Here is a 24,697-nt window from a genome sequence, read left to right as displayed (position 1 = left end):
GGGGAGGGCCGAAGCCCTCCCCCCTCGCTCGTCCTACAGCTTCTCGACCGGCGCGTACCGCAGGAGCAGCTTCTTCGGGCGTTCGTCGCCGAAGTCGACCGTGGCCTTGGCCTGGTCGCCGGCGCCCTCGACGGCCGTCACCGTGCCCAGACCGAACTGGTCGTGGGTGACCCGGTCCCCGACCGCCAGCGAGACGGTCGGCTTCTCCGCGCCGCGCCGGGTCGCGAAGCCCGAGGGGCCGGTGCGGGAGCGGGAGGAGGACAGCGAGGACGTGATGCCGGAGGTGGGCCCGGCGGGCGCGGCCATCGGGCCCTTGCGCTTCCAGTCCAGGTGCGCTTCCGGGATCTCCTCCAGGAAACGCGAGGGCGGGTTGTACGAGGGCTGGCCCCAGGCGCTGCGCATCGCCGCGCGGGTGAGGTAGAGCCGTTCGCGGGCGCGAGTGATGCCGACGTACGCGAGGCGGCGCTCCTCCTCCAGCTCCTTGGTCTGGCCGAGGGCCCGCATGTGCGGGAAGACGCCGTCCTCCAGTCCGGTGAGGAAGACGACGGGGAACTCCAGCCCCTTCGCCGTGTGCAGGGTCATCAGCGTGATGACGCCGGAGCCGTCCTCGTCCTCGTCGGGGATCTGGTCGGAGTCCGCGACGAGCGCGACCTTCTCCAGGAACTCCGCGAGCGTGCCCGCGCCCTCCTCGTCGCCGCGCTCCTGCTCGAATTCGAGGGCGACGGCGGCGAGTTCCTGGAGGTTCTCGATCCGGGTCTCGTCCTGCGGGTCGGTGGATGCCTGGAGCTCGGCGAGATAACCCGTACGCTCCAGGACGGCTTCCAGCACGACGGCGGGTCCGGCGCCGGACTCGACGATCGTGCGCAGCTCCTCCATCAGCGTGTTGAAGCGCTTGACGGCGTTGGACGAGCGGGCGGCCATGCCGTACGCCTCGTCGACGCGGCGCAGCGCCTGCGGGAAGGAGATCTTCTCGCGCATCGACAGGGCGTCGATCATGGCTTCGGCGCGGTCGCCGATGCCGCGCTTGGGGACGTTGAGGATGCGGCGGAGCGGGACGGTGTCCTCGGGATTGGCGAGGACCCGGAGGTAGGCCAGGACGTCCCGGACCTCCTTGCGCTCGTAGAAGCGCACGCCGCCGACGACCTTGTAGGGCAGGCCGACGCGGATGAAGATCTCTTCGAAGACACGGGACTGGGCGTTGGTGCGGTAGAAGACGGCGACGTCGCCCGCCTTGGCGTCGCCCGCGTCGGTGAGCCGGTCGATCTCGTCGGCGACGAACTGCGCCTCGTCGTGCTCGGTGTCGGCGACATAGCCGGTGATGCGGGCGCCGGAGCCGGCGTTGGTCCAGAGGTTCTTCGGGCGGCGGCTCTCGTTGCGCTCGATGACGGCGTTGGCGGCGGTGAGGATCGTCTGCGTGGAGCGGTAGTTCTGCTCCAGCAGGATCGTCGTCGCGCTCGGGTAGTCCTCCTCGAACTGGAGGATGTTGCGGATGGTCGCGCCCCGGAAGGCGTAGATCGACTGGTCCGCGTCACCGACCACGCACAGCTCGGCGGGGGCGTCGTTCTCCCCGGCGGGGCCGACCAGCTCACGGACCAGCGTGTACTGGGCGTGGTTGGTGTCCTGGTACTCGTCGACGAGGACGTGGCGGAAGCGGCGGCGGTAGTGCTCGGCGACGTCCGGGAAGGCCTGGAGGAGGTGGACCGTCGTCATGATGATGTCGTCGAAGTCCAGGGCGTTGGCCTCGCGGAGGCGGGCCTGGTAGAGCGCGTACGCCTGGGCGAGGGTCTTCTCGAAACCATCCGCTGCCTGCCCCGCGAAGGTCTCCTCGTCGATGAGCTCGTTCTTGAGGTTGGAGACCTTGGCGGTGAAGGACTTCGGCGGATAGCGCTTGGGGTCCAGGTCCAGATCGCGGCAGACCAGGGCCATCAGACGCTTGGAGTCGGCGGCGTCGTAGATCGAGAACGACGAGGTGAAGCCGAGCTTCTTCGACTCGCGGCGCAGGATGCGGACGCACGCGCTGTGGAAGGTCATGACCCACATGGCGTTGGCACGCGGGCCCACGAGCTGCTCGACGCGCTCCTTCATCTCACCGGCGGCCTTGTTGGTGAAGGTGATCGCGAGGATCTGCCCGGGGTGCGTACCGCGCTCGGCCAGCAGGTGGGCGATGCGGTGGGTGAGCACCCGGGTCTTGCCGGAGCCGGCCCCGGCAACGATGAGCAGCGGGGATCCGGCGTGCACGACGGCGGCGCGCTGCTCGGTGTTGAGCCCGTCGAGCAGCGCGGCGGAGTCGATCGCCGGGCGCGGGTGACCGTCGCGGTAGTACCCGTCCCGGGGCGGCGGGGGCGCGTCGTAGACGCCCTCGAAGAGTCCCTCCGGCACCGCTTCGGGCGCGTGGCCCTCGGGGGGCGGCGGGGGGCCGTCCTCCGCGGGCTGGAGGCCGGTCAGGAAGTTGTCGTCAAAGAGGCTGCTCATCGCCTCCCGAGTCTAGGCGGCCGCACTGACAACGTTCGGCCGAAGGCCGGAAGGGGCGGTTCTCACCCGTACGCACGGAGAGCGGACGTCCACGTTCCGTGAAGGAGTGCCCGGTCGGAGGGGGTGCGGGCGGCCCGATCCGGAAAGGTCACGAAAATGTATCGGGCATATCGCTCATCGTCCTTCCCAGCGGTGGGCCGGGTTGGCTAGCGTGCTCGGTCAGGTGATCCGTACCTCCCTGAGGCGAACCGCGCCTGACGGACACCTCCGCCGAATCCGTCCTGCCGTCCTGGCCGTTCGGAACCGGGGACCCACACGCAGAACCGGGGTGAATCGGTCCGTGCCCTCGCATCCGGACCGTAGGACAGCCTTCCGTTCCGTCCGAACCCGACAGCTAACCCGGTAGGCGGTCCACGGAAGGAGATGCCGGTCTTGGCATCGCATCGCAAGCCGCGCACGAAGGTGCGCACCACCACCCCTGCCGTCGGGCTGACGACGGCCGCGCTGGCCTCCGTGACGCTGCTCTCCACGCAGAGCGCCACGGCCGCGCCCGCGGAGCCGAAGCCCGCCATCGAGGACGTACAGAAAAAGGTCGACGCCCTGTACCGGCAGGCGGGCACCGCGACCCAGGAGTACAACCGGGCCAAGTCCGCCTCCGCCTCCCAGCAGAAGAAGGTCGACACGCTGCTCTCGGACGTGGCGAAGCGGACGGAGAAGATCAACGAGGCGCGCCGGGCACTGGGCTCCTACGCGGCGGCCCAGTACCGCGACGGGGGCGTCGCGCCCATGGCGACGTTCTTCCTGGCGGAGGACCCGCAGGGGTACTTCGACCAGAGCCGGCTGATGGACCGGGCGACGGAGCGGCAGCAGAAGGCCGTGAGCGAGTTCCGTGCGCAGCAGGCGTCGGCGGCGAAGAAGCGCGCGGAGGCGGTGAAGAGCCTGGAGACCCTCACCGAGACGCAGGCCACGCTCGCCTCCAGCAAGAAGGACGTGCAGGCCAAGCTCACCGAGGCCCGGGGCCTGCTGTCCCGGCTGACCGCCGAGGAGAAGGCGCGGCTGGCGGAGCTGGAGCGCAAGAAGGAGGCCGAGGCGAAGGAGAAGGCGGCGAAGCTGGCCGCCCGCCAGGCCGCCGAGGCGAAGGAGAAGGCCGAGGCCGAGGAGAAGGCCCGCGAGGAGACCGCGAAGGAGTCCGGCGGCGGTTCGGGATCCGGATCGGGCGCCGGTACGGGCACGGGCTCCGGCTCCGGCTCCGGCTCCGGCGCGGGCAGCAGTTACGCCGCCAAGGCGGAGAAGGTGCTGGCCTTCGCCCGCGCCCAGATCGGGAAGCCGTACGTGTGGGGCGCGTCGGGCCCATCCTCGTACGACTGCTCGGGGCTGACGCAGGCGGCCTGGCGCGAGGCGGGCGTGACCCTGCCCCGGACGACCTGGGACCAGGTCGAGGTCGGCACCCGGGTCGCCACGTCCGACCTCCAGCCCGGGGACCTGGTCTTCTTCTACGACGACATCAGCCACGTCGGCATCTACAAGGGCGACGGGATGATGATCCACGCCCCGAAGCCGGGTGCGAACGTGCGCGAGGAGTCGATCTACTACATGCCGATCTACGGGAGCGTGCGCCCGGCGTGACACAGGGCGGGGGCGGCCGGTGACCGGCCGCCCCCGAAAGGTTCAGGTCCGGACTCAGGTCCAGACGGTGGCGATGAAGATGTTGACGACCGTCAGCCCGCCGACCGCCATGAAGGCGCCCTTGTCGACCTTCTCCTCGTCGCGCTTGACGTAGACGAGGGCGAGGATCACGACCAGCAGCGCCAGCTTGATGCCGATCTTGACGTTGTTCACGGTCTGGTCGTCGGCCTGGTTGAGGCCGACGAGGGCGATGCCGGTGACGAGCATGGTCAGGGCCCCGTGGAGCATGGCCGGACCGAAGCGGGCGGTGCCCTCCCCCACGGCCTTCATCTGCGTCAGGAAGCCGCCCAGCAGAGAGGCGATGCCGATGATGTGCAGGGCGACGACAACATTGATGAGTACGTCCATGGCTCGGGAGCCTAGCCATGGCCAAGGTTTTACCTTTCAGTGAGGCAAGCCTTCCTCGATCGCTTTGATCATCCGTGACCGGCGAAACGTCACATCAGGGCAATAGCTGTCATGGCGCCTCTTTTCTCCGCGCCGGGATTAGCGTCCATCCCGGACCCGCCGCCACCCCCGGCGGGCAGCCGACAGGAAGGATGCCGCCCCCGTGGCAGCGCACCGCAGGTCAGCCCACCGAAAACCCAAGCAGCGCCCGCTCACCGGCCCTGCTGCCCGCACCGCCGCCACCCTGGCGCTCGCCGGGGCCGCCACCGCCGGCTCGGTCACCGGGGCGGGCGCGGCCCCCGCCGAACCGGCCCCCACCACAGCCCAGGTCAAGGCGAAGGTCGACCGGCTCTACCACGACGCCGAGGTCGCCACCGAGAAGTACAACGGGGCGAAGGAGAAGGCGGAAGCCGCCACCCGCACCGTCGACGCCCTGACCGACGAGGCCGCCCGCCGCACCGACCGCCTCAACACCGCCCGGCACGCGCTCGGTTCGCTGGCCACCGCGCAGTACCGTTCCGGCACCCTCGACCCGGCCCTGCAACTGGCGCTCTCCTCCGACCCCGACGCCTATCTGGAACGCGCCTCCTACCTCGACCGGGCGGGCGACCGGCAGAGCGGCCTGCTGCGGAACATCAAGCGGCAGGTCTCCCAGATCACCGGCGTCAAGGCCCGCGCCGACCGGGAGACCGAACGCCTCGCCGCCCGCCGCGCCGAACTGCACGAGCACCGCACCGCGATCCGCACCAAGCTGGCCGACGCCCGGAAGCTGCTGGACACCCTGACCGCCGCCGAGCGCGCCGACTTCGAGCGCACCGCCGACGCCCGGCACGGCGGCGGCCCGGCCCACGCCGACCGCTCCACGGCCCGCAGCGGCCCGGTATCGGCGCCCAACTCCCGCGCCGGGCAGGCCATCGCCTTCGCCCACGGCGCGATCGGCAAGCCATACGTCTGGGGCGCCACCGGCCCGAACGCCTTCGACTGCTCCGGCCTCACCCAGGCGGCCTGGAAGGCGGCGGGCGTGAGCCTGCCGCGCACCACCTACACCCAGATCAACGCCGGACAGCGCATCCCCCGCTCCCAACTGGCCCCTGGCGACCTGGTGTTCTTCTACTCCGGGATCAGTCATGTCGGCCTCTACATCGGCGGCGGCCAGATGATCCACGCCCCGCGCCCGGGAGCGCCGGTGCGCATCGCGCCGATCGACCAGATGCCTTTCGCGGGTGCGACCCGGGTGGCGTAGCGACGGGCTTCAGGGCCGGTGAGCAGGCCTCAGACCAGCCGTCGCGCCGTCGCCCAGCGCGTCAGCTCGTGCCGGTTGGAGAGCTGGAGCTTCCGCAGCACCGCCGAGACGTGCGACTCGACCGTCTTCACCGAGATGAACAGCTGCTTGGCGATCTCCTTGTACGCGTAGCCGCGCGCGATCAGCCGCAGCACCTCGCGCTCGCGCTGGGTGAGGCGGTCCAGGTCCTCGTCGACCGGCGGAGCGTCCGTGGAGGCGAAGGCGTCCAGGACGAAGCCGGCCAGGCGGGGCGAGAAGACCGCGTCGCCCTCCTGGACCCGGAAGATGGAGTCGACCAGGTCGGTGCCGGTGATCGTCTTGGTGACGTAGCCCCGCGCGCCGCCCCGGATCACGCCGATGACGTCCTCCGCGGCGTCCGAGACGGACAGCGCGAGGAAGCGGACCTGGTTCTCCGCCGTGCCCATCATGGGGGCGCAGCGGCGCAGCACCTCGACGCCGCCGCCGCCCGGGAGGTGGACGTCGAGGAGGACGACCTCGGGGCGGGTCGCGGTGATGACGGTGACCGCCTGGTCGACGTCGGCGGCCTCGCCGACGACCTCGACGCCGGTCTCCTCGGTGCGGCCGATCTCGGCCTGCACCCCGGTGCGGAACATCCGGTGGTCGTCGACGAGCACGACCCGTACCCGTCGCTCCGGGCCCCCGGTGGCTTCGGTGTTCTCGGTCATTCGCTCGCCCTCTCCATCTCCAGCTCGACCTCGGTGCCCCCGCCGGGCACCGAACGCAGCCGGGCGGTCCCGCCGTTGCGCTGCATCCGGCCGATGATTGATTCTCGTACGCCCATGCGGTCCCCGGGAACCTCGTCCAGGTCGAAACCCGGACCCCGGTCCCGTACGGACACGAAGACCGTACGGCCCTCGACCTCAGCGAAGACCTGCACCGCCCCGCCCTCGCCACCGTACTTGGCGGCGTTCACCATCGCCTCGCGCGCGGCCTGCATCTGCGCGGACAGCTTGTCGTCGAGCGGGCAGTCGCCGACCACGACGACCTCCAGGGGGACGCCGTGCTTGTCCTCGACCTCGGCGGCGGCCCGCTTCACCGCCTCGGCCAGGGTCTCCGGTTCGTCGTCCTCGTCCTTGCCGGTGCCCTCGGGGTTGTAGAGCCAGTTGCGCAGCTCGCGTTCCTGGGCGCGGGCGAGGCGTCTGACCTCGCCGCCGTCGTCGGCGTTGCGCTGGATCAGGGTGAGGGTGTGCAGCACGGAGTCGTGGACGTGGGCGGCGACCTCGGCCCGCTCCTGGGCGCGGATGCGCATCAGTCGCTCCTCGGAGAGGTCCTGGGTCATCCGCACCAGATAGGGGCCGGCGAGCAGGGCGATGCCGGTGAGGACGGCGATGGCGGCGGTGAGGACGTTGCCGAGCTGGGCGGCCGAGCCGCGCACCACCAGGAACACGGCGAGGCCGAGGCCGACCAGGGCCACTCCGGCGAGGCCGCGGGCCAGGTGCAGCAGCTTGCGGTTGCGGCCGGTCTCCATCCAGCGGGCGCGGCGCGCGTTGTCCGCCTGCCGCCAGACCAGGACGGAGCCCGCCCCGATGAGGAGGGTGGGCCAGATGTAGCGGTCGGCCTCGCTGCCCATGTCGACGTTGACGACGAACGCGACGGCCCCGATGGTCAGGGCGACCAGCGCGAAGACCTGGCCCTTGTCCGGTTTACGGAGCTTGCGGCGGCCGTCCGCCGAGGTCTCGAACACCGAGCGCGGGGCGTCGACGCCGCCGACGCCGAGCGGGACGACGATCCAGAACACCGCGTAGAGCACCGCGCCGAGGCCGTCGGTGAAGAACAGCCCGAGGAAGAGGAACCGCACCCAGGCCACCGGCAGCCCGAGGTGCCCGGCGAGCCCGCGCGCGACCCCGCCGAGCAGTCGGCCGTCGGCGCTGCGGTAGAGCTTGCGCAGCGGCGGCTCCTCCGGGTCGGCGGCGAGGGAGCTGGCGGCTCGGGCGGTGGCGGCTGGCATACCCCGATCGTCACACGCGCGGGCGCGGGGCGGCATCAGGGCCGGCCCCCGAAGTGACCCTGAGGCTGTCCCCCGCGCACGGGCTGGTGTTGGCCCCCCTTCCGTACGGCCCGGCTCGCGCGACGGGCTCCCCCGGCTCCCGTACGGCCCGGCCCGCGCGACCCGGCTCCGCCAGCTCCCGTACGGCCCGACCCGCGCGCCCGGCCCTTCCGGGGTCGGCCCTTCCGGGGTCGGTTCCGGCAATATCAGGGACCGTCCAGGGTCGGTGCGGGCCCCGGCGGGCGGTCCGGCCCGTCACCATGGAGGCATGACCGCTCCCTCGGACGCCGCTCCCGGCGTCGCGCCCCCCGAAGCGCCGAAGCCGACGCTGCGGCGCACCCCGCGGCAGAAGGTCGTCGCCGGGGTGTGCGGCGGGCTCGGCCGGTACTGCGACGTGGATCCGGTGATCTTCCGGATCGTGCTCGGTGTGCTGTCGGCGACCGGGGGCATCGGGCTGATCTTCTACGGCTTCGCCTGGCTGCTGCTGCCCGCGGACGGCGACGACGAGAACGAGGCGCGCAAGCTGCTGTCGGGGCGGGTCGACGGGGCGTCGCTGGTGGCGCTGCTGCTGGCGCTGATCGGCTGCGGGCTGTTCCTGTCGATGCTGCACAACCGGAGCATGCTGGCGTTCGCCGCGCTGCTGACGCTCGCCGTCGTCGGCTTCTCCGTGTGGACGCAGTCCCGGCGGACGGCGGCCCCGGAGGACCCGGCGGTCCCGCCCGGCGCACCCGCGCCCCCGCCCGGCCCCGCGCACTCCGGCGGGCTCGGCACACCGCCGCCGGAGGTGAAGGCCCCGCCGACCCCGGGCAGTCCGTCGTGGTGGCGGGATCCGATCGTCAAGGACGGCACCACGGGGCCGGTCGGCCCCGGCTATCTGTGGGGTCCGCCGGGCACGGACGTCGACGCGGCGCGCGCCCGGGTGAAGGCCGGACGGCCCAGCCCGGACGCGCCGTTCCGGACACCGCAGCCCTCGCGCGTGCCGCGCGGTCCGCGTTCCATCGGCGGCCCGGTCTTCCTGACGGCGCTGGCGGCGGGCGGCCTCGGTACCGGGCTGAGCTGGGAGCACCAGCCGCTGGGCACCGCCCTCCAGATCGGTCTGGCCGCCGCGCTCGCCGTCTTCGGGCTCGGCCTGCTGATCGCCTCGGTGCTGGGGCGGACCGGCTTCGGCACGGTCTTCATGGCGATGGTCACGGCGGGCCTGCTGGCGGGTGCGGCGGTGCTGCCGAAGGACATCGACACCTCGTGGGCCCGTCAGGAGTGGCGGCCCGCCTCGATGGCCGCCGTCCAGCCGCACTACGAGCTGAGTACGGGCGACGCCCGGCTGGACCTGTCCGGTCTGAAGGTGCCGAAGGGCGAGACCGTGCGCACGGGGCTCGATGTGGCGGCGGGGCGGGCCGCCGTCGTCGTCCCGGAGAACGTGACGGTGAAGGTGCGCGCCGAGGCGGACCTCGGGGAGATCCGCCTGGAGGAGGGGCAGCGGGTCCAGGTCCGGGTCAACAACGACGAGTCGACCGAGCGGACGCTGCCGCCGCCGAAGGGCGTGCAGCCCGCCGGCACGATCGAACTGGTACTGGAAGTGGGCATCGGACAGGTGGAGGTCACCCGTGCTGCGTCATGAATTCCGGCCCGGCCGCGCGGTGGCGGGCCTGGTGATGCTGGCCCTGGCCGGCGGGTACGCGGCCGACGCGGCCGGGGCCTGGGAGGTCCCGTGGACGTTCTTCCTGCCGTTGTTCCTCGGCGGCCTGTGGCTGGCCGCGACGGTGACCTGGGCCGCCTACATGGTGCGGCGGCGGCGCGAGGCGAGGAAGGCGTCGGCGGAGAACAGCGGGGCCCCCGCGAGCACCAGCGGCAGCCACGCCATCAGATAGGGCAGGTCGTTGCCGTAGTAGTACGGGGTGGCCTGCCAGCTCACGGTCAGCCAGAGGCTCAGCGAGATCAGCGCGCCGCCGAGCGCCGCGAGCCGGGCCCAGAGGCCGACGAGGGTGCCGAGACCGACGAGGAGTTCGCCGATCGCGATGGCGTAACCGAAGCCCTCCGGGCTCTTCAGGGCCAGGTCGACGAGGGCGGGGATCGCGGAGGAGTCGCGCACCCCGCGCATCATCTCGCCGATGGACCCCGCGCCGTTCGCGGACAGGAACGCGCTGTCGGTGAGCTTGTCGAGGCCCGCGTAGACGAAGGTGACGCCGAGGAAGATCCGCAGCGGCAGCAGGGCGTACGTGCCCGCCTGCTCCCTCAACGTCCTTCGCTCGCCCAGCCCGTACGAACCCCGGTCGCCGAAACCGTTCATCACCGCTGCCCCACTTCCCGATGTCCCGTCACTTGGACCATACGTACGCCCTCGGCGCGCCGCTCACCAGGGTTGCGGAGCAGATCGGTGGAAGTGAGCGGGATCAGTCCGTGACGTCGATGGGGCAGCGATCGGTCTCCACCCCGGCGGCGGTGACGACCTGGACGTCCACGGTCCCCGGCTCGACCTCGACCGGGACGGGCACGGTGAGGACGGTGTCGGTGGGGTTGGCGAAGCCGCCGGCGACCGGGATCAGGGGGACGTGGACATGGACGGTGCCGATCCGTACGACGAGCCGGGCCAGCCGGTCGGGGGCGCCCGCGCCGGGCGGTACGAAGCCCGCGCCCCGGATCTCGATGTCGTCGCCGGTCCGGATCGGGGCGTCCAGGTCCCCGGCCTCCCGGGCCCGTACGACGGACAGCACGACGGGCTTGCCGCCCTCCGCGTACTTCCCGGCGAAGTAGGTCGCCGCCGAGACGGCCACCAGCAGCGCGAGCCCCCACGGCAGGTCGGGCAACTGCTCGGGGCGGCGGGCCAGGCGGACCGCGGCGAACAGCACGGCGACGGCGCTGACCAGCACGTACTGCACATCGGTGAACGACCCGCGCCCGGAGTCGTCGGTGAGCAGGTCGGCGGCGCGCGGCCGGTCCGCGCGCAGCTTCTGGAGCCGCCGGCCCAGCACCCGTACGGTCACGACGCGGCGCACGACGACGGCGACCGCGCACACCAGCGCCAGCACGGCCACGACCCCGGCGGAGCGCACGAGGTCGAGCCCCTCGATCAGCGCGTCCCGCTCGTCCGGGTCGGAGGCCCCGGCCAGTTGCAGCGCGAGGACGAGGACGGCGAAGACGGCGAGCAGCATCCAGGAGGCGGCGACCGTACGGGAGGTGGAGAGCCGGTTGTCCTCACCGATCAGCGGGGCGAGGAGGCCGCCCCGGGCGCGGTGGAAGCGGGCGGCGGCGGTGAGCAGCCCGGCCGTGACGAGGGCGGCGAGCAGTCCGGCGGTGCGGGCGGTGGACCAGCCGGCGCCGATCGCGGTGACGCAGGTCCCGACGAGGAGCGCTCCGACCGCGCCCCAGACGACGTACAGCGTGGATCGCCAGACCTGGTGCAGCCAGGCGTCACCGGCCTCCCGGGCCCGTTCGGCGACGGTGCGGGCGGACCCGGTCAGCTCGTCGGAGACCCACTGCCGGGAGGCGGAGGCGGACTGGGCGACCCCGGCGGGCAGCCCGTTGCCGGCGGCGAGTTGGTCGCGCTTGGCGAGGAAGGCGGCGACCGCGTGCCGGTGCCCGCGACGCGCTCCGTGCGGGCAGTCGCCGCAGGTACAGCCGCCGCCGTGCGTGCCGCTCGTCCTGGTTTCGTCCAACGCCACGGAGGATTACGCCCTTTCCCGCCCCGGTACAGCCAACTCACTTGCGATATCAGCGAATTGTGCCGTACGGGGCGGCCGGCCCGCGCATCGGGGCGGGCCGGGGGCGGGTGTCGTCAGAACGTTCGACTGATCCGCTGCCACAGGGGCTGGTAGTTGATCCAGGCCACCAGGTCGCTGCCGAGGTGATCGCGGGTGGTGAGGGCGTCCCGGTGCGAGATGAGCACGGGCTTCCCGGCGGCCCGCGCCAGCAACTGCACCTGGCAGGCGCGCTCCAGGGTCAGGAACCACCAGGCGGCCGCGTCCACGGAGTCCCCGACGGTCAGCAGCCCGTGGTTGCGCAGGATCACCGCCTTGTGCGGCCCGAGGGTGTCGGCGATCCGCCGCCCTTCATCCTCGTCCACGACGACGCCCGTGTACGCGTCGTGGACCGCGTGGTCCTCGTAGAAGGCGCAGGATTCCTGGGTGATCGGCTCGATCGGCTCCCCGAGCGCGGCGAGCGCCCGCCCGTGCACGGAGTGGGTGTGCGCGACGGCCACGGTGTCCGGGCGGGCCCGGTGCACCGCCGCGTGCACGGCGAACGCGGCCTGGTTGACGTGGAAGCGGCCCTGGACGACCTGGCCGTCGCCGTTGACGAGGATCAGGTCCTGCGGGGTGATGTCGGCGAAGGGCGCGCCGAACGGGTTGACCCAGAAGCAGTCCGCCAGCTCGGGGTCGCGGGCGCTGATATGCCCGGAGACCCCGTCCTCGTACCCGAGCTGCCCGAACAGCCGCAGCGCGCCCGCCAGCCGCTCCCTGCGGTACGTGCGTTCCTCGGCCGGCGAGGCGTGCACGGGCGGCATCGCGAACTGGAGCTGTTCGACGGGGATCGGGGCGGGGGCGGACACGGCGATCTGCTCGGACATGGCGGCTCCTCACGTTCTCAGGGGCGTACAGGACCGGAAGTTACCGCCGGGTGGGGACGGTGAGAAGGGGTGGGACCGGGTCAGGCGCTGAGCACCAGATAGGCAAGGGTGAAGGAGGAGCGGTAGCCGCCGTAGTAGCCGGTGCGGCGGGCGTCGACCTCGGCCGTCACCTCGGCGTGCAGAGGATGGCCGGGGTTCGCCAGGGCCCAGCGCTGCCCCCGCCCGATCGGGCCCTCGGACTCGAAGAGGTCCCATTCGCGCTCGTCGGCGCAGGTGACCTGGAGGGCGCGCAGCCCGACGGACTCGGCCAGCCGGATCAGCTCCAGCAGCGTGCCGAAGTCCCCGGGCTCGGCGCCGATGCCCGCCAGCGCGGCGGGGGTGGGTTCCCGCTGCCAGATCCCTTCGCCGAACAGCACCCGTCCGCCGGGGCGTACGGCGGCGGCGAGGGCGGTGAGGGCGGTTCGGGTCGACTCCCGGGCGGTGGCACCCGGCCAGGCGTGCGAGGAGCCGATGGAGACGGCGAGGTCGTAGCCGTCATCCGTCCACTCGGCGGCGGGCACCTCGTGGAACAGCACCCGGTCCGCGAGCCCCCGCTCATCGGCGAGCTTCCGCCCGCGCACCACGGCGGCCGGGTCGGTCTCGACGCCGTCCCCGGTGGAGCCGGGCGCGGCCTCGACGAGCCGCATCAGCAGTTCGCCCCAGCCGGATCCGAGATCGACGATCCGCGCTCGGGGGGCGGGGTCGCAGGCGGCGATCAGCCGGGCCGCGTGCTCCTCGGAGAGCGGGGTGTTCCAGGTGAGGCGCTCGTTCCCCGGGGCGGAGATGACGGCGCGGACTTCTTCGGCGGACATGGTGGAGGAGCCTGGCACGGTCCGGAGGGCCGTGCCAGTGGATTCTTACGGGCGGCGGCGGTTGATCGCGGTGAGGTCGATGTCCAGCGGGAACGGGACGGTGAGGGTGAGCTTGTCACGGTGGATGCCGGTGGGCACGTACACCTCCAGGGCGGGGTCGAGTTCGTAGACGTACACGATCGGCACCCCTTCGTCATCCGCCTCCACGCGCCAGAAGTGCCGCACTCCGGCGGCGGCGTACTTCCTGGGCTTCGTCTCCCGGTCTCGGGCCTCGGAGTCGAGGGCAACGACTTCTACAGCGAGGATGACGTTCTCGGCGCTCAGGGACGTCTCATCGGGGCGGGGTTCAGCGTCGAACGGGATCACCAGCACATCCGGCTCGGTCCGGTTGCGGCGGTCCAAAATCATGCCGAACTCGCGGAGGACATCCAGATCGTCCGGGGCCTGACGGAGCAGTGCCCTCTCCAGCAGCCTCAGGGCGCGGGCGTGGAATTGCTGCTGCGGGCTTCTGAAGACCAGCACCCCGTCGATCAGCTCTGTATGCCGAGGCAGCCCCGAAAGCCTGTCGAGATCCTCCGCGACCCACCCGCGGGGAGGGGGAACCGGGTAGCGGCCGGTCATGCACAGGTCGTCAATCGTCTCCATGAAGGCGATTGTGAGAGCCCGCTCCACTTCCTCGGCACGAACGCCGATGCCGCCGCCCAAACGAATGAGCGACGGCATCGGCATTGACCTGAGGGCTGTCGAGGGCTCTCAGGGAGCGGGGGAGGTCACTCCCACTCGATGGTCCCCGGCGGCTTGCTCGTCACGTCGAGGACGACGCGGTTGACGTCGGCGACCTCGTTGGTGATGCGGGTGGAGATCTTCGCCAGCGTGTCGTACGGCAGGCGCGACCAGTCGGCCGTCATCGCGTCCTCGGAGGAGACCGGGCGCAGCACGATCGGGTGGCCGTAGGTGCGGCCGTCGCCCTGGACGCCGACCGAGCGGACGTCGGCGAGGAGGACCACCGGGCACTGCCAGATGTCGCGGTCCAGTCCGGCCTTCGTCAGCTCCTCGCGGGCGATGGCGTCGGCCTCGCGGAGCAGGTCCAGGCGGTGCTTGGTGACCTCGCCGACGATGCGGATGCCGAGGCCGGGGCCGGGGAACGGCTGGCGCTGGACGATCTCCTCGGGGAGGCCCAGCTCCTGGCCGACCATGCGGACCTCGTCCTTGAACAGCTGGCGCAGCGGCTCGACGAGCTGGAACTCGATGTCGTCGGGGAGACCGCCGACGTTGTGGTGGGACTTGATGTTGGCGGTGCCGGTGCCGCCGCCGGACTCGACCACGTCCGGGTAGAGCGTGCCCTGGACGAGGAAGGCGACCTCGGGGCCCTCTTCCTGGAGGATCTCCAGCTGGGCCTGCTCGAAGACGCGGATGAACTCGCGGCCGATGATCTTCCGCTTCTCCTCGGGGTCGGAGACCCCGGCGAGGGCGTCGAGGAAGCGCTTCTCCGCGTCGACCACCTTCAGCTTCGCGCCGGTCGCGGCGACGAAGTCCTTCTCGACCTGCTCGGTCTCGCCCTTGCGCATCAGGCCGTGGTCGACGTAGACGCAGGTGAGCTGGGAGCCGACGGCCTTCTGTACCAGGGCCGCCGCGACGGCGGAGTCGACGCCGCCGGAGAGGCCGCAGATGGCGCGCTTGTCGCCGACCTGCTCGCGGATGAGGGCGACCTGCTCCTCGACCACGTTGGTGGTGGTCCAGTTCGGCTCGATGCCCGCGCCGCGGTAGAGGAAGTGCTCCAGGACCTGCTGGCCGTGGGTGGAGTGCATGACCTCCGGGTGGTACTGGACGCCGTACAGCTTCTTCTCGTCGTTCTCGAAGGCGGCGACCGGGACCACGTCCGTGGAGGCGGTGACGGTGAAGCCCTCGGGGGCGGCCGAGCAGGCGTCGCCGTGCGACATCCACACCGGCTGCTCGGTGGGCGTGCCCTCGAAGAGCGTCGAGCCCGCCTTGGAGACGTGCAGGGGGGTGCGGCCGTACTCACGGGCCCCGTTGTCGTCGACCGTGCCGCCGAGCGTCGTCGCCATCAGCTGGAAGCCGTAGCACATGCCGAAGACCGGCACCCCGGCCTCGAACAGCGAGCGGTCCAGGAACGGCGCGCCCTCCGCGTACACCGACGAAGGACCGCCGGACAGGATGATCGCGCGCGGGTTCTTGGCCAGCATCTCCGCCACCGGCATGGTGGACGGGACGATCTCGCTGTAGACCCGGGCCTCACGGACACGGCGGGCGATGAGCTGGGCGTACTGCGCGCCGAAGTCGACGACGAGGACCACGTCGGCCGTGGCGTCGGGGGCGGCGGGGGGTGCTGATGGCACGGGAGCGGCCTTCCGGCGGTGGTGAAGGGGGTCGGTTCTCCCAATTCTACCGGTCGTGCGCGGACCCTCCGCCGGGCCGGCCGCGGGGCTCCGCGTCTCAGGATCCGGGCGGCGTTTTGTCGGGGCGGTGGGAGCGGGGCCATACTGTGCCCATGCGTCAGCACACGATCTTCGTCTTTACCTATGGCATCCGGCCCGCCGGCTGCCATGGTCGTGCTGCTTGAGCTACTGACAAGCAACGTTCCAGGCGCCCCGGGCCATCAGGCCCGGGGCGTCTCGCGTGTCCGGGTCCGTAGCCCCGGGGGCCCTCGCCCACCGACCCACCGGGAGTCACCACCATGAGCAGCACCACCACCGCCACGGACACGACCACCGCCACCGGCGCCCACACCGACGAGGCCGCCGCCCTGATCGGCGGCGCCCGCGAGCGCATCGACGCCCTCGACGACCGGATCATCGGTCTCGTCCAGGAACGGATGGCCGTATCGGCGGTGATCCAGCAGGCCCGGATCACCTCCGGCGGCCGCCGGGTCAACCTTTCCCGCGAGACCGCCGTGCTCGGCCACTACAGGGACGCGCTGGGCAAGCCGGGCACCGCGCTGGCGATGACGCTCCTGGAGCTGTGCCGCGGGCGGGTGTGAGGCCCCCGGAAGACCCTTCGAGGGAACGGTTCTCCGCTTGCCGGAGACGGGCCGTATCTGCGTTCGGGGTCCGTCTCACCCGTACGGCGCGTGACCAGGGGCGCGGTGCCTTCGTTGGTCCCGGTGTCCGTGCCAACCAGGGGCGGCATCGGTAGGAAACCACGCGTGGCTCCGCCGGGGAGTGTGACGTACTGCAGGTGCGTCGTGGGACCACGACCCGGCGTATGTGACCGGTCCGCAGGGGACAGCAGCCCGGTCACCCCATATGCGGCCGATCCCGGGGACGCCCGGGTCGGCCGCATCGGAACCCATCCGGGCGGAGGCCCGCTCCCTCCTCCGCCGCCCTCCGCTCCCGGCGTCTCAGCTGTGGCGCGCGGCCCGTCGCCGTGCCGCCGTGAACAGCACCAGGCCCGCCGCCAGCGCCGCGGCCGCCGTGCCCGAGGCGATCAGGGCGACCGATCCCGTCGAGGCGAGTCCGCCGCCGGAGCCCCCGGCCGTGCCCGCCGAGGAGCCTCCGGACGTGGTGGACGCAGAGGAGCCGGAGGTGCCGGACGGGCTCTCCTCCGGGTCCGGGGCCGAGGTCGGCGGGGTGGACGGCTCGCCGGAGCCGCCGTCGCCGCCCTCCGTCGCACCGCCGGAGTCGGAGCCGTCGCCCTCACCGTTCAGGATCAGGTAGGCCGTGTTGTTGGCGGGCTTCGGGTCGAACGGCAGCTTCGGGTTCTTCAGGAAGGTGTTGCGTACGCTCACCGCGCCGCTCGCGCCGACCATGGCCTTGTCGATCCGCAGCTCGAAGCGCAGGTCGAGGCCGCCACCGTCCCGCACGGTCATCGAGGTGTTGCAGAAGTAGCGCGGGGCGGGGGTGTTCTGGTTCTCGCGGTACTGACCGTCGGCCGTGACCGCGCGGCAGCTCTCCGGCTTCGTCGCGACCGAGGCGCCCTGGGGGACGGTGAAGTCGACGGTGGCGACGTCCTCGCCGGAGCGGATGTGGCCGATCCACGCCGGGCCCTCGTTGCGGAAGCCGAGGTCGGCCGTGACGAAGGAGCCCTCGGACCCGGCCACCTGGTCGCCGTACGCCACGAAGTCGGCCGTGTTCTCCGTGCGGAAGTCGGCCTCCTGCTGGTTGTCGTAGGGGTCGAGGTCGGCGCTCCGGGCCGCGGCGCCCTGCTTCACCGGGACGGCCTTCAGCACGCCGCCGGTGCCCCGCTCGAAGGGGGCGCCCGCACGCTGGGCGGTGCGCTGGGCGGCGCTGTCCTCCTGGATGCGGTAGAGGAAGGTGTCGTAGTAGGCGCGCTCGGTGGCCTCCAGCGTCAGCGGAGTCGCCAGCGTGTACGTCGCGCCCGCCTCGAAGGCTCCTTCGACGGAGCAGAGCGCGGTGGTCGAACCGAAGTCCGGCCGGCCCGGGTCGTCCACGGTGTACTCGCAGTTGGAGTAGCGCTGCGGGATGTCCAGGCCGCGTGAGTACCGCAGGGTGAGCAGGACGCCGTCGGCGTCCCGGGTGCCGCGGTTGGCGAAGGTGATCGGGGCCTGCTGCTTCTCCCCCGGGGTCAGCTCCGTCTTGAGCGGCAGTCGCTCCATCACGAGGTCGGGGCCGCCGACCGTGAGCCGGGTGGTGAACGGCGTGAAGGTGGCGCCGTCCGCCTGGCCGGTCACCTTGATCGTGCCGGTGTCGCCGTTCTCGCTGCCGTCGGCGGCGGTGACGACGAGGTCGGCCGCGCCCTGGAGGCCGGGCCAGATGCCCCAGTCCTCGCAGACGGCCTTCGTACCGGTGACCTTGCAGTCCGGGTTGGCCTCGCCGTCGAACTTCACGTCGGCGACGCCCGCGACGCCGCTGAGGTCGAAGGTGAGGGTGAAGTCGCCGCCGAAGCCGCCGTTCTCCTCGTCCTCGGACGGGTTGTTGAGGGTGATCCCGACCGTGGAGGACTTCGGCTTGCCGCTCGCCGGGTACGGGTGCAGGGCCGTCTCGGCCGGGCCGCCGAACGTGAACACCGGCGTGTCCGCGGCCTGTGCCGGGGCGGCCGCCCCGGCGAGCGAGGCCGCGGCGAGCAGGCCTGCGGCGGCGAACGAGCCGACTGCGCGGTGCAGCACGGTTCTCGGGGTGGGACGTGTCATCGGTGACCTCTGGGACTCGGCAGGAGCTGTGTGACTGCTGTGACAGTTGTCGCGGTACGGGTTGGACCGCACAGCTCCCCGAACAGTTGCCCTCCCCAAGATCACGGATTGGGTACGGGGGTGTTCCCGACGCCCTTCACATCCGCCCCGGCCTCCGCCGTCCCCTTCGGCGGCACCACGGGGATCCCCAGGAACGGCAGCCTCAGCGCGCCGAACGCGTCCTTCGGCACGGCGGGCGCGAGCGGTTCGACCGGGGTGAGCCGCTCGTAGGCCGCGTCCTGCTCCGGGCGCGGGTCCGCCTCGCCCTTGTTGGGCCACAGCGACATCGCGCGCTCGGCCTGGGCGGTGATGGTCAGGGAGGGGTTGACGCCGAGGTTGGCGGAGACCGCGGAGCCGTCGACGACGCTGATGCCGGGGTGACCGTAGAGGCGGTGGTACGCGTCGATGACGCCCTCCTCCGCGCTCGCGCCGATCGGGCAGCCGCCCAGGAAGTGGGCGGTGAGCGGAGTGCCCATCAGCTCGCCGACGTTGGACCCGGCGAAGCCGTTGATCTCCTCGGCGAGCAGGCCGGCGCCGAGGGTCGCCTCCGGGATCTGCGTCGGGTTGGGGGCGCCGTGGCCCTGGCGGGCGGTGAGCAGGCCCTTCCCGATGCCGCCCGGTTTGCGGTACGTGGTGAGGGAGTTGTCCAGCGACTGCATGACCAGTCCGATGATGGTGCGCTCGGACCAGCGGCGGTTGGAGAGCGAACGGGCGGCGAGAGTGGGGTGCTTGACCATGTTGGTGATCCAGCCGCGCACCCGGTGGGCGCCGTAGGGGACCTGGAGGACCGTCAGCGCCCCCATGGCGTTGGAGCCCTTGCCGTAGCGGACGGGCTCGATGTGGGTGTTGTCGTCGGGGTGGATCGACGAGGTGATCGCGACGCCCCGGGTGAAGTCGGCCTTGGCGGTGCCGTGCTTCTTGCGGTAGCGGCGGTCGCTGGTCTGGGCGCCCACAAGGCCCTCGGAGTTGGTACGGGTCAGCTCACCGAGCCTCGCGGAGAGCCGGGGCAGCAGACCCCGGTCCTTCATGGTGTGCAGCAGGGTCTGGGTGCCGTACGTTCCGGCGGCGATGACGACCTTGCGGGCGCGCAGCTTCGTCGGCCTGGCCTTGCGGCGGCGGTCGGTGGGGACGGTGAGGACCCGGTAGCCGCCCTCGGGGTCGTCGGTGACGGCGACGACGGAGGTCATCGGGTGGATGACCGCTCCGGCCCGCTCGGCGAGGTGGAGGTAGTTCTCGTTGAGGGTGTTCTTCGCGCCGTGGCGGCAGCCCGTCATGCACTCGCCGCACTCGGTGCAGGCCTTGCGGTCGGGGCCCGCGCCGCCGAAGTACGGGTCGGGGACGGTGCCGCCGGCCTTGGCCCTCGCGGTGCCGTCGGCGTCCTTGCCGTCGCCGAAGAAGACGCCGACCGGGGTCATGTGGAAGGTGTCGCCGACGCCCATGGTCTCGGCGACGGCCTTCAGGTGGATGTCGGAGGGGGTCATGGTCGGGTTGAGGCGGACCCCGAGCATCCGGCGGGCCTGGTCGTAGTACGGCTTCAGCTCGTCCTGCCAGTCGGTGATCGAGGCCCACTGGCGGTCCTCGAAGAACGGGGCGGGCGGCACGTACAGCGTGTTGGCGTAGTTGAGCGACCCGCCGCCGACCCCGGCCCCGGCGAGCACCATGACGTTGCCGAGAAGGTGGATGCGCTGGAGGCCGAAGAGACCGAGGGCGGGGGCCCAGAGGTAGTTCTTCAGGTCCCAGGAGGTCTTGGGGAGCGTGCCGGGGGTGAAGCGGCGGCCCGCCTCCAGGACGCCGACGCGGTAGCCCTTCTCGCTGAGCCGGAGCGCCGACACCGCGCCCCCGAAGCCCGATCCGACGACCAGGACGTCGTAGTCGTACGCGGCGTCGTCCTCGGCCGGGACAGGGATCGCCGGGACAGGGATCGCCGGATCCTGGCTCACGGCCTGTTTCTGGGCAGGGCTGTCCTGGGACATGGCACTCCTCGGAACGGAATCGGTACGAAAGGGGCGGGCTGCGAGGCCTCAGCGCAGCCGGAATGCCTTCATCGCCTTGAGGCTCCCCGTCATGAACGCGGCGTACTTCTCGTCGTCCATCCCGAAGGCGGGCGCGAGCGGGATCAGCCGCTGCTGGGCGACGGTCTGGGCCTCGGTGTACTTGAGGATGCCCTCGGAGCCGTGCCGCCGGCCGAGGCCGGACTCCTTCATGCCGCCCATCGGGGACTGGACGCTGCCGTAGGCGGGGGCGTACCCCTCGTTGATGTTGACGGTGCCGGTGCGCAGCCGGGCGGCGACCTCGTGGCCGCGCCTGGAGTCGGTGGTCCAGACGCTGGAGTTGAGGCCGTACGGGGTGGCGTTGGCCTGCGCGATCACCTCGTCCTCGTCGCTGAAACGGTAGATCGCGACGACCGGACCGAAGGTCTCCTCGGTGCAGACGGCCATCGGGGCCTCCACGCCGTCGAGGATGGTGGGCTCGTAGAACAGCGGGCCGATGTCGGGGCGGGCGACGCCGCCGGCGACGAGGGTCGCGCCCTTCTCGACGGCCTCGGCGACGTGCTGGGTGACCGTCTCCAGCTGGCGTTCGCCGACGAGGGAGCCCATGTCGGCCCCGTACGCGAGGGAGTTGCCGAGCCGCATGGCCTTCGTCCGGGTGGCGAACCGCTGCACGAAGTCGTCGGCGATCGACTCGTGGACGTACAGCCGCTCGATGGAGATGCAGAGCTGTCCGGCGGAGGAGAAGCAGGCGCGGACGGCTCCCGCCGCGGCCTTCTCCACGTCGGCGTCCTTGAGGACGAGCATCGCGTTCTTGCCGCCGAGCTCCAGGGAGACGCCGACCAGCCGGGAGGCCGCGCCGACGGCGACCTCGCGGCCGGTGCGGGTGGAGCCGGTGAAGGAGACGTAATCGGCGCGGCTGACCACCTCGGGGCCGACGACGGGCCCCTCGCCCAGCACGACCTGGAAGACCTCGGCGGGAAGTCCGGCCTCGATGAGGAGGTCACGGGCCCAGAGCGCGGTGAGCGCGGTCTCCGTGTCCGGCTTCATGACGACGGCGTTGCCGGAGACGAACGCGGGCAGCGCGTCGCCCACGGACAGCTCCAGCGGGTAGTTCCAGGGGGCGATCTGGCCGACGACGCCGCGCGGCTGGCGCAGTTCGGTGACCTTGGTGAGGGTCGGGACGACGCCGGTGTGGCGGCGGGGCTTGAGGTAGGAGGCCGCCTTGCGCCCGTAGTGGCGGGCGGCGACGGCAACGGCCTGCACCTCCTCGTGGGCGTGCAGACGGGCCTTGCCGGTCTCCAGCTGGATGAGGTCGAGGACCTCGGACTGGCGGCTGAGGACGAGGTCGTGGAAGCGCAGCAGGACGGCGGCCCGCTGCCGTACGGGGACGGCGGCCCAGACGGGCTGGGCGGCGCGGGCCCGGTCGAAGGCGGTGGCCACGTCCTCGGGGGTGGACTCGGGCAGGTCGGCCAGCTTCTCCCCGGTGAAGGGGGTGTGGTTGGCCGTTCGGCCCGACCCGACGACCCCGCGGGTCAGCTGGGCGATCACCTCGGGGGTGACCACGTCGGCGGCCGTGCGCACCCCGGCGGGGGCGACCGCCACGGGGTTCGTACCGAGAGGGGCGTCAGGGGCCTGCGAGTCCGTCATGGGGCCGAGAGTATGTCCAGCCGGAGCCTTTGGGTACCCGTCGGTAACAGTTTTTCACAGGACCCGCCAAGGGCCCGGGACCGCCGCCTTGACCGAGCCAGTGATCACTGGCGACATAACCGCTGATCAGTGGCTATGCAGCGGGCCGCGTGGCGGCGGTCGGGCTCGGGGGCTCAGGAACCGCGAATCTTGAAGTGTGCCTTCACCTCGTCGAAGATCGCTGTCCCGTCCTTCTTCGCCTGTCCGTCCGCCGGCATCTCTACCCGGACGTGCCAGTAGGGGTCGGTCTTCTTCTCGCGGGGGATCAGCAGCTCCCGGAAGCGGTAGCGGATCGGATCGTCCTCGGTCGCGCCGTAGGGGGTGAACTCGGTGTCCATCTCGGTCGCCGCACGCCCCTGGTACGTGAGGGCGTGGTCCTTCACGACGGCATCCTCCATGCTCGTCGTGTTCTCCCCTCCCTTCTCGTAGTCGGCCTTGCGCGCCTTGGCGTCGGCGCCCGGGCTCTCGTCGCCTGCCTCGGTCACCCGGTGCCAGAAGGTGATCTCGAAGACGCCGCTCGGGTCCGCGTAGGTGACCATGTCGGCGTCGTCCCCCTCGGTCCGCTTGTAGTCGCTGGGCACCGCCACGTCCGCCGACAGCACTTCCGTCTCGGTCCGGACCAGCCATCCTTCGGGCGGTTCGTCGCCCTGGAACGGGTTGACCAGGGTGAGGACGAGCGCCAGCACCACCACCAGCACGCCGCCGCCGACGGCGAGCTGGGCGGGGCGGTTGCCGTGGAAGGCCGGCGGCAGCAGCCACCTTCTCCAGCCGGGGCCGCTGACGTTCTGCCTGGTGATGTCCGAGGTGACCGGCGCCGGGGGCGGCGGTGGGGCGGCGATCTGCTGGAGGACTCGGCGGACCTCGGCGGCCGGCGGGCGCTGGGCCGGGTCCTTGCGGAGCAACTGCATCACGAGCGGGCCCAGCCCTCCCGACCTCTGCTGGGAGAGCACCTGCGGTTCGGTTTCCAGCACGGCCTGGAGGGTGGCCGGGGTGTGCGAACGGCGGAACGGGGACATCCCCTCGACCGCCGCGTACAGCACGACGCCCAGCGACCACAGGTCCGACGCCGGTCCGGGTTGCCGCCCGAGGACCCGCTCCGGTGAGATGTATTCCGGCGAGCCGACGAACGCGCCGGTCTCGGTGAGCCGCTGCTCGCCCTCGACGTAGGCGATGCCGAAGTCGGTCAGGACGACCCGGTCGCCGGTGCCGAGCAGGATGTTGTCCGGCTTGACGTCCCGGTGCAGAACGTCCTTCGCGTGGGCGGCCGTCAGGGCGTCCAGCACCGCGATACCGATCCGGGCCGCCTCGCGCGGGTCAAGGGTGCCCTCCTGGAGACGGTCGCCGAGCGACTGGCCGCGCACCAGCTCCATCACGATCCACGGCCTGCCGTCCTCGAAGACCACGTCGTGAACAGTGACGACCGAGGGGTGGCCGATCCGGGCGGCGGCCCGCGCCTCGCGCTGCATGCGCTGGTGCACGTTGTGGTGTTCACGCTCGCCGAGGTGGTCCGGTACGCGCGGCTCCTTGACGGCCACCTCGCGGTCGACGGCCTCGTCGTGGGCCCGCCACACCGTGCCCATCCCGCCGTGCCCGAGCCGGGCGAGCAGCCGGTAGCGCCCGCCGATCAGCCGGTTCGCCGCGCTGTCCGGGGCGCTCGCCGGGACGGTCGGGGAGGGAATGTGCGCCTGGGGCGCGGGATGCGGCACCCCGAATCCGCCCGGAGCGTGCGGTGGCTGGAGTCCGTAGCTGGTGGGCTCGTCGGCCCGTCCCCCGTGATCTGTCATGCGCCCCATCCTGGTTCACGTGCCGGGTTCGGCACCACCGGGGCAGGTCAGCGGGTACGGAGCCGTGACCTTACGGCGACCCGGGCGGGGCATCGGGTCGCTACGCCTGGGGCCTGTTGAACCGCTCGCCCTCACTGCTGCGTCTGCGGGGCGCGCCAACTGCGCAGCATGATGTCGAACTTCTCCCGGCTGGCCTCCCAGCCCTCCTGCGGGGCGGTCAGATACAGCGCGTACTCGGGGCCGCCGGGACCGCCGTAGTACATCTGGTCGATCCCGTGCCGGGGCCCCGCGTGGTCCTTGGTCTCGTTCCAGGTGAACTCCCAGAGAGCGCCCGGCCGGTCGCGGAAGGTGTTCTTCTCCATCCCGATCCGCTGGTAGCCCGGCAGCCGCGTGGAGAGCTGCTCCTCCATGTTCTCCATGTGCAGATACGGATGGTCGAAGTCCGGATCCGGGTCGACGCTGATGCGGATGCGGTGGGCCCCGTCGTCGGGGGTGTAGTCGATCTGGCCCTCGTTCACCTGACGCTCCCAGCCCTCGGGCACGACGAGGCTGAACCCTGCCGGGTCGTCGACCCGGTGCCAGCCGTCGGGTATCTCCGATGCGGGGGCGGTGGGCTCCGGGGTGGTGCGGGGCGCGGACGGTGTGCTGCCGGCGGCCGTACCGCCGCTCGCGCCGGCCGGGTTGTCCGAGCCCTCCCCGTACTTCATCGCGATCAGACCGGCCGCGCCGCCGAGAACGGCGGCGGCGACGACCACGCAGCGAAAACAGCGCCACCCGGGACCCCGGCGCCCCGGGCGCGGGGGGGGAGCGGGGGCGGGGGGCCGGGGCCCCAGGGCGGGGGCC

General features: G+C 72.0%; 19 protein-coding genes, 1 pseudogene and 1 riboswitch. Of the genes and pseudogenes, 5 read left to right on the top strand and 15 right to left on the bottom strand.

All coding sequences use genetic code 11. The annotated features are described in order from the left end of the window. Positions 1-33: 33 nt before the first annotated feature. A complete protein-coding gene (gene pcrA / locus ACFWM7_RS18375) occupies positions 34-2,472 on the bottom strand; it encodes a DNA helicase PcrA (protein WP_383261883.1) in 2,439 nt (812 codons plus the stop codon). Positions 2,473-2,730: 258 nt separating this feature from the next. Then, positions 2,731-2,897: riboswitch (cyclic di-AMP (ydaO/yuaA leader) on the top strand. 7 nt (positions 2,898-2,904) lie between these two features. Here pcrA and ACFWM7_RS18370 point away from each other — a divergent pair. Further along, positions 2,905-4,098 carry an NlpC/P60 family protein gene (locus ACFWM7_RS18370; RefSeq protein WP_383261878.1) on the top strand — a complete coding sequence of 398 codons (1,194 nt, stop codon included), beginning with the start codon at positions 2,905-2,907 and terminating at the stop codon, positions 4,096-4,098. 54 nt (positions 4,099-4,152) lie between these two features. Here ACFWM7_RS18370 and ACFWM7_RS18365 read toward each other — a convergent pair whose 3' ends face one another. Next, on the bottom strand, positions 4,153-4,506 hold the full coding sequence (locus ACFWM7_RS18365; protein ID WP_383261875.1) for a hypothetical protein: 354 nt from the start codon (positions 4,504-4,506) through the stop codon (positions 4,153-4,155). 202 nt (positions 4,507-4,708) lie between these two features. Between ACFWM7_RS18365 and ACFWM7_RS18360 the strand changes: the two genes are divergently transcribed. After that, a complete protein-coding gene (locus ACFWM7_RS18360) occupies positions 4,709-5,788 on the top strand; it encodes an NlpC/P60 family protein (protein WP_383261871.1) in 1,080 nt (359 codons plus the stop codon). A gap of 29 nt (positions 5,789-5,817) precedes the next feature. Here ACFWM7_RS18360 and ACFWM7_RS18355 read toward each other — a convergent pair whose 3' ends face one another. Together ACFWM7_RS18355 and ACFWM7_RS18350 are read right to left on the bottom strand one after the other, a co-directional pair. Next, the gene (locus ACFWM7_RS18355; protein WP_383261866.1) at positions 5,818-6,513 is read right to left on the bottom strand and encodes a LuxR C-terminal-related transcriptional regulator; all 696 of its coding nucleotides are present in this window, start codon (positions 6,511-6,513) and stop codon (positions 5,818-5,820) included. After that, entirely contained in the window at positions 6,510-7,796 is a 1,287-nt protein-coding gene (locus ACFWM7_RS18350) for a PspC domain-containing protein (RefSeq protein ID WP_383261860.1), read from the bottom strand. Before ACFWM7_RS18350 ends, ACFWM7_RS18355 begins: the two co-directional genes overlap by 4 nt. Before the next feature lie 307 nt (positions 7,797-8,103). Between ACFWM7_RS18350 and ACFWM7_RS18345 the strand changes: the two genes are divergently transcribed. Together ACFWM7_RS18345 and ACFWM7_RS18340 are read left to right on the top strand one after the other, a co-directional pair. Further along, the gene (locus ACFWM7_RS18345) at positions 8,104-9,453 is read left to right on the top strand and encodes a PspC domain-containing protein (protein WP_383261858.1); all 1,350 of its coding nucleotides are present in this window, start codon (positions 8,104-8,106) and stop codon (positions 9,451-9,453) included. Next, positions 9,440-9,703: a hypothetical protein gene (locus ACFWM7_RS18340; protein ID WP_383261850.1), complete on the top strand. Its 264-nt coding sequence runs from the start codon at positions 9,440-9,442 to the stop codon at positions 9,701-9,703. The genes ACFWM7_RS18345 and ACFWM7_RS18340 overlap by 14 nt, the downstream gene beginning before the upstream one ends. Here ACFWM7_RS18340 and ACFWM7_RS18335 read toward each other — a convergent pair. The 6 genes from ACFWM7_RS18335 to guaA all read right to left on the bottom strand — a co-directional run bounded on the left by ACFWM7_RS18335 (position 9,610) and on the right by guaA (position 15,604). Then, the gene (locus ACFWM7_RS18335) at positions 9,610-10,122 is read right to left on the bottom strand and encodes a DoxX family protein (RefSeq protein ID WP_383261843.1); all 513 of its coding nucleotides are present in this window, start codon (positions 10,120-10,122) and stop codon (positions 9,610-9,612) included. The two genes, ACFWM7_RS18340 and ACFWM7_RS18335, sit on opposite strands and share 94 nt — an antisense overlap. A 103-nt stretch (positions 10,123-10,225) precedes the next feature. Next, a complete protein-coding gene (locus ACFWM7_RS18330) occupies positions 10,226-11,494 on the bottom strand; it encodes a hypothetical protein (RefSeq protein ID WP_383261840.1) in 1,269 nt (422 codons plus the stop codon). A 113-nt stretch (positions 11,495-11,607) separates the two neighbouring features. Further along, on the bottom strand, positions 11,608-12,396 hold the full coding sequence (locus tag ACFWM7_RS18325) for a class II aldolase/adducin family protein (protein ID WP_383261837.1): 789 nt from the start codon (positions 12,394-12,396) through the stop codon (positions 11,608-11,610). An 80-nt stretch (positions 12,397-12,476) separates the two neighbouring features. Continuing rightward, positions 12,477-13,247 (bottom strand): SAM-dependent methyltransferase, encoded by a 771-nt coding sequence (locus ACFWM7_RS18320; protein WP_383261831.1) that lies wholly within the window; start codon positions 13,245-13,247, stop codon positions 12,477-12,479. A gap of 45 nt (positions 13,248-13,292) precedes the next feature. Then, positions 13,293-13,892, bottom strand: a complete 600-nt coding sequence (locus tag ACFWM7_RS18315; protein ID WP_383261824.1) for a Uma2 family endonuclease — start codon at positions 13,890-13,892, stop codon at positions 13,293-13,295. 125 nt (positions 13,893-14,017) lie between these two features. Next, positions 14,018-15,604: a glutamine-hydrolyzing GMP synthase gene (guaA, locus tag ACFWM7_RS18310; protein WP_383261821.1), complete on the bottom strand. Its 1,587-nt coding sequence runs from the start codon at positions 15,602-15,604 to the stop codon at positions 14,018-14,020. A gap of 338 nt (positions 15,605-15,942) precedes the next feature. On the opposite strand from guaA, the gene ACFWM7_RS18305 reads away from it, so the two are divergent. Continuing rightward, complete coding sequence (locus tag ACFWM7_RS18305) at positions 15,943-16,245, top strand: chorismate mutase (protein ID WP_098025327.1); 303 nt, start codon at positions 15,943-15,945, stop codon at positions 16,243-16,245. A 360-nt stretch (positions 16,246-16,605) separates the two neighbouring features. Here the strand turns inward: ACFWM7_RS18305 and ACFWM7_RS18300 are convergent, their stop codons facing one another. From ACFWM7_RS18300 to ACFWM7_RS18280, 5 genes and pseudogenes are all read right to left on the bottom strand, one after another. After that, positions 16,606-18,354 (bottom strand): peptidase, encoded by a 1,749-nt coding sequence (locus tag ACFWM7_RS18300; RefSeq protein WP_383261813.1) that lies wholly within the window; start codon positions 18,352-18,354, stop codon positions 16,606-16,608. A 101-nt stretch (positions 18,355-18,455) separates the two neighbouring features. After that, positions 18,456-20,366 carry a GMC oxidoreductase gene (locus tag ACFWM7_RS18295; protein WP_383261810.1) on the bottom strand — a complete coding sequence of 637 codons (1,911 nt, stop codon included), beginning with the start codon at positions 20,364-20,366 and terminating at the stop codon, positions 18,456-18,458. A 48-nt stretch (positions 20,367-20,414) separates the two neighbouring features. Then, positions 20,415-22,031: a succinic semialdehyde dehydrogenase gene (locus ACFWM7_RS18290; protein WP_383261805.1), complete on the bottom strand. Its 1,617-nt coding sequence runs from the start codon at positions 22,029-22,031 to the stop codon at positions 20,415-20,417. 173 nt (positions 22,032-22,204) lie between these two features. Beyond that, positions 22,205-23,854, bottom strand: a complete 1,650-nt coding sequence (locus ACFWM7_RS18285) for a serine/threonine-protein kinase (protein ID WP_383261800.1) — start codon at positions 23,852-23,854, stop codon at positions 22,205-22,207. Positions 23,855-23,985: 131 nt separating this feature from the next. Next, positions 23,986-24,697, bottom strand: a pseudogene (locus ACFWM7_RS18280) (serine/threonine protein kinase); the annotation flags it as partial.

Origin of the sequence: Streptomyces sp. NPDC058375 (genome assembly GCF_042723425.1) — a bacterium.
GTDB lineage: Bacteria > Actinomycetota > Actinomycetes > Streptomycetales > Streptomycetaceae > Streptomyces > Streptomyces durocortorensis.
The sequence above is the reverse complement of the archived record's forward strand: the minus strand, read 5'-3'. Positions and strand labels throughout refer to the sequence as shown.